Source organism: Deltaproteobacteria bacterium CG11_big_fil_rev_8_21_14_0_20_42_23, from assembly GCA_002796345.1.
Lineage (GTDB): Bacteria > UBA10199 > UBA10199 > 2-02-FULL-44-16 > 2-02-FULL-44-16 > 1-14-0-20-42-23.
In genome coordinates, this window is sequence record PCXC01000077.1 from 1 (window position 1) to 7,982 (window position 7,982).

Genomic DNA, 7,982 nt, shown 5'->3' on the forward strand with positions numbered 1-7,982 from the left:
ATTTGAATTTATTTAGGATAGTGGTAACTCGAGCACACATTTTTTGCCATTATGCCCAGGATGACAGCAAAGTGTTTGAATTGCTGGATCCCTGCCTTCGCGAGGATGACAAGCTCTCAAATTGAGGACACGCACTACATTTATTTCTTCAACAAGAAATCGTCATAGTCACAAGAGGCAGGTTTGTGCACTGCGTTTCCATCGGTGAGAAGGGCAATTCTTGGATTTTTGTCTGGTTTTGAACCAAAATGCTTTTTATAGTCTTCAAGCACATTTACTTTTACGCTGTGCCAAGAACGAAGACCTGAAGTTCCTGTTCCCATCACTATAATTTTAAGACGGCCTTCTTTTCTTACGACAACTTTTCCTTTTGGGAGCGTGCTGCTCCACACGTATTTGAGCGCATTTCCACTCATTTGCCCCACGGTGACGTACACACCACAAGCGCTGTCATTGGTGTTGCCGTTGTCTTCGTGTGCGCCGGTTGGAATAACGCTTGGACGCCATCTCCAGCTCAAAGTGGGGTATTCGGCCACATCCCAGGGGAAGTTGAATAAAATTTGCACGGAAATATCTTCATTATCAGTAGCGTTTAAAAATTGATTCATTCCCTCTTTTTTTACACGATACACTTTTGTCGCTTTGCTGCGTTGAAAAGGCCAAGTTCTCCAAGAGCTTGGAAAGTGATTCACGCGATACGATTCGAAGTCGTCTACTATTTTTGATCCCTCAGCGAGCAAAGCTGGTGGAGCCGTAGGTTTGCTGACTTCTACGCGTTGATAGGCCTGCGCCGATTTGATGGCCACACCATCTTTAGAAAACACTTCTTGCGCGAGAAAAAGGGTGAAAAGGAAAAAGAAACAAAGCGACGTTTTTTTCATAGGCGCATTCATAACGTATTAGGTGAAAGACGCAACTATCTTTTCTAAAGCATTTGCTAAATCCTTTGGCAGTTTTGATTCTACTGTTATGCGTTCTTTTGTGGTGGGGTGGTTGAAGCAAAGGGCGCTGGCATGCAGAAAGTGGCGTTTTAAACCAAGAGCATCTTCTTTTTTTCGCTTTGTGTTTTGATAGAGTTTGTCGCCAGCTAACGGGAAACCCAAGTGGGACAAGTGTACGCGGATTTGATGTCTAACGCCGGTAATAATTTTAACTTCCAATAAACTGTAATCACCAAATACTTTTAGCGTTTTATATTCTGTGTGCGCTGGTCTTGCTTTGTGCTCTGAAGCCAGCTCTTGATTTTCGCAGCAGATCATTTTTTTCACGTTTGTAGGATGATGCGCGATAGGAATTTGAATGAGGCCTTGTGCTTTTGTGTGGCCAAGCACGAGGGCCAAGTAGATTTTTTCCACACTGCCTTCGTTCCACTCATTTCTTAATTGCGCATAGATGCCAGCATCTTTCGCCAGCATCACTATTCCAGAAGTGTCGTTATCAAGTCTGTGAACTAAACCGGCATCGGGAAGAGTAGAAAGTTGAGGCAAATATTCAAGCAGCATTTTGCTGAGACAATCGCTTTGCCCTTTTTTGCTGGGAAGGCAAGGGAGACCCGCTGGTTTTTCTAGCAGGATGATGTCTTCGTCTTCATAATGAAGCACAAGGTTTGATTTCATAAGAGCTTAAGGTTTTGTGGCGCACTGCACTTGCAAGTCAGCATGATTAATATTGAAACGTTCGCTCAAAATGTGTTGAGCTTGTTTACGAATGTTATCCACTTGCGAAATAGGCTGATCTTCCACTTCGATATGCGCTGTCATCATGTACATGCCTTTGGTGAGTTCCCACAAATGCACGTCGTGGACGCCTTTGATGTCTGCGAGTTGCAAAAGAGAAGTTTTGATTTCATCGACAGAAAGTTCTTTTGGAGTAGCTTGCAAAAGAATATGGACGGCATCACGCAAAAGTCCATACGCCCAATAGCTGATCACCAAGGCGATGAGCGCCGATGCAATAGGATCGGCATATACCCAGCCGGTATACTTGACAATGATGGCGGCAATCACAACACCAACAGATGAAAAAAGATCACCAAGCATATGCAAAAAAGCGCCGCGCACGTTCATGTCTTCTTTAGAAACATCATGTAAAATATAAGCCGTGAGGGCATTTACCGAAAGGCCAATTAAGGCAATAACGAACATTGGCCCTGATGCAATGTTTTCGGGGTCTTGCAGGCGATGGTATGCTTCAGCAAGAATAAAATAAGCGACCACAAAAATGGTGACGGCATTTAGAAGTGCAGCTAAAATTTCTGCGCGATAAAACCCAAAGGTATTTTTTGTGTTTGCAGGTCTGATGGCAATGCGAATAGCAAAATAACTTACTCCTAAAGCAAAAATATGAGAAAACATATGGCCCGCATCTGAAAGCAGGGCAAGAGATCCTGAGTAGATACCTCCACCAATTTCAAGAAACATGGTGACGGTGTTGATGACAATGGAAATGAGAAGCCCGCGTTGTTCTTTTTGTCGATAAGTATTTTCGGCGTGGTGATGATGGCGTTTTTTCATCCGGTCTTGCTAGCGTGAAAAAGAAGAAGAAGCAAGGGTCAAGAGAGCCAAGAGTGTCATAGCTTCTCTGTCAATTTTGGTTATAGTCGAATACTTGAATTGATCGAGGAGATCCTTCGTTCCACTCAGAATGACAACAAAGTGTTTTAATCCTGGATCCCCGCCTTCGCGAGGATGACAAACCTTAATTGAGATTGCTTCACTTTGTTCGCAATGACAATTAAGGCCGCAAGCGTGTGAGCATTCGTGGGAATGGAATGGTCTCGCGAATATGACGTGTTCCGGAAATCCAGGCTACAAGGCGCTCTAAGCCGTATCCAAAACCAGAGTGTGGAACTGATCCATATTTTCTGGTGTCGAGATACCATTCAAAGGCTTCCACCGGAAGTTTGTGTTCTTGAATGCGTTGAAGCAAAACATCGTACGAATCTTCACGTTGACTTCCGCCGATTATTTCGCCGTAACCCTCGGGTGCAAGCATGTCCGCGCAAAGTGCCAAGTGTGGATGTTGCGGATCGCGCTTCATGTAGAAGGCTTTTACTTCGGCAGGATAGCGCTCGATGAAAAGAGGGCAGCTTTCATTTTCGGTGAGCAAGGTTTCATCTTGCGCGCCAAGATCGTCTTTTTCGGTGATAGCGCTTCCAAGTTCTTGCAAGCGCGCAACAGCTTCTGCATGTGCAAGGCGTTTGAACGGAGCTTTTACTTCTTTTAGCTTGCTGGTGTCGCGTTCAAGAATGGTGAACTCTTCTTCGTTGCAGCGAAGGCATTCGGCTACGATGAAGCTGATGAGCTGTTCTTGAATCTGTAAGTTTTCTTCGTGCTCTACAAAGGCGGCTTCGGCATCCATCATCCAAAATTCGGTGAGGTGGCGACGGGTTTTGGATTTTTCGGCACGAAACACAGGGCCAAAGTCAAAAACGCGGCCATGACTCATGATGGCGGCTTCTAAATAAAGTTGACCCGATTGCGAAAGATAGGCCGAACCCATGTCAAAATAGGGCACTTCAAAAAGCGTGGTGGTGCCTTCGCAGGCGGCCGGCGTTAAAATGGGCGAATCAATTTTGATGAAGTGGTTTTGCGCAAACCAATCATAGGTGGCGTTAATAATGGTATTGCGAATGCGTTGAATAGCCCATTGGCGCTTGGAACGAAGCCATAAGTGTCTGTTATCTAAAAGAAATTCTGGGCCGTGCTCTTTTTTGCTGATGGGATACTCTTGCGAAATCTGCACAATGCTCACATCGCTGACGAGGAGTTCGTATTCATCGTTTTTGGGATGCTTATTCACTTTTCCGGTCACAATAACGGACGACTCAATTGTCAATTTTTTGACATCTTCCCATAAAGTTTCTGAAACTTCACTTTTAACCACAATAGCCTGCACAAATCCCGTTCCATCACGAAGCTGTAAAAAGCTGATTTTGCCGGAAGAGCGAAAGTTGTAGACCCATGCCTTGAGGGTAACGGTTTCGCCATTTTTTTGATGAAGGTCTGAAATAAAATCTTGCTGCATAGCGTGCTCCAAAGCGGTTAAAAAGTGAATGCGCATTCAAATCAGCTTGGGGAAAGAAAATCAACTTCGAAATTACAATCTCCCCAAAAACCAGAAAGTACCTGGCACTTTTTGGTGATTGGCACACTTGGCATCCGCTTTGCATTTTTACTGTTCTCGTTGAGAAAGGAAGTAAAATGCAAAAGCAAGTGGCGAACATAAAAGAGCGATGCCGAAAGCAAGTGATGCAGCTTGTAGCTTTTTGCGCGTGCCTCTTTTTTATGATTGCCATTTCTTCTGCGGCAAAAGCTGAAACGTGGCAACAGGCTGATTGGTCGGAAGCAACGCTTGATAGCCTCGATGCCTCAAGTGGGCTTTCGCTTCAGCAAACTGAAGGATGGTTTGATGCCGATTGGCAGTATCGAAAACAACTGACGGTTTCTCCTGTGAGTGAAGGCGTTTCCAATTATGCACTTCACCTTACTCTTTCTTTTGAGACTGGCATGAGCGAAGATTACGCTGACCTTCGCTTTACCGATGAAAATGGCGATCTCCTTTCTTATTGGATTGAATCAAGTTCCGAAACCGAAGCAAGTGTTTGGGTGAAAGCAGATTTTCCATCCGTTTCTACAAGCACCCTTCTTTATCTCTATTATGGAAATGCAGATGCAGATTCGCTTTCTGATGCTGCATCTGTTTTTTCGTTTGCAGAAGATTTTGAAACTTTTTCTGGATGGACAAAACATGGCAGCGGAAACCTTGAACAAAGCACAGCGCAAGCTGCTAGCGGTTTAGCTTCAGGCCACAAAATCACAAATGGTGATCCCAGTGGCGCAGTGAAAAGTCTTGGAACCACACTTGGCCGTGGAACAGTTTTGGAATTTTGGCTTCGTAGAAATGCAGCATATACAGGTGGTGCAGCCGATCGCGTTGGTTTGATTGACGCCAATGGAAATGGCTATGGCTGGATTTTCAATCACAGCACAGGTCAGCTGGGCATTGATAAACGTACAAATCATTCAGCTGTCGTTTCTGGATATGTCAGTGCAAGTTCAGTGAAGGACGATTGGATTTTTGCACAGTTTATTATCGAAGCTGATGGAAGCATCACTGCAAAGCAGTGGCTTGATGGCGAGCTGATTGCAGAAACGCAAATTACCGATGCAAGCTACAGCAGTTTTTCTCAAGTCTATATTTATGGTGGCAGTGATTACTGGGTAGATGATATGCATGTTCGCCCATACCTCGCAACAGAGCCCACAGTAAGCATTGGCGCCGAGGTTTCAAAGTTTGCAAGTGCAGGAACTGTCACTTCAAGTATTTTTGATATGAGTTCAAGTGGTGGAAAACTCTTGAGTGTAGATCTTGAAGGAGAACTTCTTTCAGGTGTTGCGGTAAAAATAAGAACTTCGAATGACGCGCAAATGCTTGGTGCAACTGCATTTTCGGCTTGCAACGAAATTTCAACGCTTGCTGATGTAAGCGGAAATAATTGCCTTCATGATGGTGATCGTTATGTGCAGTATCAACTTTCGTTTGCACAAGTTGACCTTGCGTCGCCGGTGCTTGAAAGTATCACGCTCAACTACGAAGCGTATTTGCTGTCGGTTGTGGCAAGAGCTGGAGCAGATGCAACAATAGTTGCAGGAAAAACCTATCAGCTCAGTGGAGCTAATTCTGTTGGCAGAGATCTTAGCTACAGTTGGGCAATTGTTACAGGCGATGGCATTCTCACAGATGCAACTTCTACAACGCCCAGCTTTTCAAGCAGTGCTGATACAGCTTCCCAAAACGTTCGCATTTTTCTCACCGTTCGTGATGTAGCAGGAACGCGCAATACCGATGAAATTGTATTGCATCTTGTGGGAACTCAGACCGGTGGAAATGTTTCAAGTGCAGCGGCGGGAACCTATCAAAACCAAGGCATTTTCGAAGAGCTTGGTACATCTGCAGATGGAAGTGCAAATGTGCTCTCTCTTTCCATTGGCGCAACTACGCTTGAGCTTCCCAATAACAAAACCGATTATTCTTTTTCCATCAACTCTGCAGGCAAGATGGTGCTTGGAGTTTCCGACGATCAAGAAACACGAGGCAGTGTTTATTTGTTTGAACAAGCGCTTGCGCAGTTGAGCGGAACCATTCGCGTTTCAGAATCTGCGCGTTTGAGCGTGACGCAAGTGTTGGCAGCCAATGGAAGTTTTGGAACGCAAAAGCAAATTGTTCAAACCAGCAATGGCGCCGTAACAGAAATAATTGGCAATGGTGTTGGTGATGAATTTGGACGCTACGTTGAAACGGGCGATCTTAACGGCGACGGTGTTGACGAAATTGTGGTTGGCGCGCCAGGTGCGGGAAGCTACGGCGCAGTGTACATCTACACTTCCGCAGGCGAGTTGTTGGGAGTTGTTTTGGGAACAGCAGAAAATCCTGCTTATTCGTTTGCGCTTGGTCATCTTTTTTCCGCAACTCATATGGACTTGGTTTTTGGTTCCAACAACTTTGCACAAGGTTCAAGTTTGCATAGGAGCCAGGAAAGCCATGTTACCACTGTAGATGCGGTGAGTATCGTAAATGGAAATCAAAACTTTAGCGGAGTGAGTAGCCTCACCGATGAGTTTGTTGATGTTCAGCTTGGCGCAGGCGAAAGCTACAGATCATTTCTAGTAGATGACTTCAACGCCGATGGCATTGATGACGTGGTGCTTGCTTCGGATGCTGGAGAAGTTTCCCTTTTCTTCGGAGCGTTTGCATCGGGAACAGACAAAGCAAGTGGTGAAGAAGATGTGCTGATTACTGGTTTTGAAGATCTTGCAAGTGCAGGCGAATCACTTGCTGCCGGTGATGTGAATGCCGATGGGATCAAAGACTTGGTGGTAGGCGAGCCAGGTTATCAAAATGCGAGAGGCGCTGTACATGTTTTCTTTGGCCAGTTTGCGGGCCGTGATTCCATAAATGCACAAGATGATTATTCACATTTAAGCTTGCTTGGCGAAAGTGATGGCATGCGTTTCGGCAGTGATGTGAGTGTTGTAGATAGCGATGATGACGGAAAAGATGAAGTGTACAGCGTAAAATCAGGCAGCAGCATTTACAAACTCAACTTAGATGAAGCGCCATCTGGCCCAGATGGTGGCAGCGATTCAGGTGAAGGCGAAGTAACAGGCTTCGCCGCAAATGGCGGCGGATGTTCACTGCAGCCAACTGCACCAAACTTCAACCTCTTCGTAATCTTTCTTCCACTGCTTGCACTTCTTGGTGTATGTCGGAAAAAAATATCATCCCTCTAAAACTCTCTCCAAATCAGCCTTCATCTCTGAAGCGCTCTGGTAGCGGTTTTGTGGGTGGGGTTGTGTTGCTTTGCGGACCACTGCATGCATTGCAGCTTCGAAGTCATTGTTCGCAAGAGGCAGTGGGACATCAGTGCTTAACTTTTCAGAAAGCAGCATGAAGGGTTCATGTTCGCAAAGAGCATAGGCGAGGCAAATGCCTAGTGCGTAAAGGGGAATGGCAAATGAAGATTCAGTGTCTTGATGATGAAAACTTTGGTAAGCATAGGCCATTTCGGGAGCCATGTATCCCCATTGTTGGTAACTTCTGTCCTTAATGCAAATCTTCTGTGCCAGCGCGTTTAGATAAGGATGTGCGCGAAAAATGTGATCGTAATCTAAAACAACCCCTTCCTCATCACCGTTGGGAAGAGTGTGAATGAAAAGGTTAGGAGGGCGAATATCCAAATGCACCAAACCAAGTTGCTCCAAACATTCCAATGCGGTGCAATAGCCAACAAAAAGCTTTGCGGCGCTGAGATAAGAAATTCTTTCCGTTCGTTCTATTCGTGAGCTGAGTGTTTCACCCTCCAAGTTTGGAAAAGCGGAAACATAGAGTGGATCGTATCTTCGTCCCCCCTGAAAAACCCTCCATGAGCACATCGAAGTGAGTAATGAGAGTGGTTTACGGTTTGGTGTTGTTGAAAAAAG

Annotated in this window: 6 protein-coding genes; 1 reads left to right on the forward strand and 5 read right to left on the reverse strand. The window is 45.3% G+C overall.

Features of this window, described 5'->3' with window-relative positions:
• Window positions 1–140: 140 nt before the first annotated feature.
• The 4 genes from COV43_08950 to COV43_08965 form a co-directional block, all read right to left on the reverse strand.
• Window positions 141–893, reverse strand: coding sequence for a hypothetical protein (locus COV43_08950; protein ID PIR24711.1), 753 nt, complete (start codon window positions 891–893; stop codon window positions 141–143).
• Window positions 894–899: 6 nt separating this feature from the next.
• Window positions 900–1,616: an RluA family pseudouridine synthase gene (locus COV43_08955; protein PIR24712.1), complete on the reverse strand. Its 717-nt coding sequence runs from the start codon at window positions 1,614–1,616 to the stop codon at window positions 900–902.
• Between the two features lie 6 nt (window positions 1,617–1,622).
• A complete protein-coding gene (locus tag COV43_08960; protein PIR24713.1) occupies window positions 1,623–2,513 on the reverse strand; it encodes a cation transporter in 891 nt (296 codons plus the stop codon).
• Window positions 2,514–2,733: 220 nt separating this feature from the next.
• Entirely contained in the window at window positions 2,734–4,026 is a 1,293-nt protein-coding gene (locus COV43_08965) for an asparagine--tRNA ligase (protein PIR24716.1), read from the reverse strand.
• A 176-nt stretch (window positions 4,027–4,202) separates the two neighbouring features.
• Here COV43_08965 and COV43_08970 point away from each other — a divergent pair, with 176 nt between their 5' ends.
• Window positions 4,203–7,292 carry a hypothetical protein gene (locus tag COV43_08970; GenBank protein ID PIR24714.1) on the forward strand — a complete coding sequence of 1,030 codons (3,090 nt, stop codon included), beginning with the start codon at window positions 4,203–4,205 and terminating at the stop codon, window positions 7,290–7,292.
• On the opposite strand, the gene COV43_08975 is transcribed toward COV43_08970, so the two are convergent.
• Window positions 7,281–7,982 (reverse strand): hypothetical protein (locus COV43_08975; GenBank protein ID PIR24715.1); only part of this gene is annotated, 702 nt, incomplete at its 5' end. The genes COV43_08970 and COV43_08975 overlap by 12 nt on opposite strands.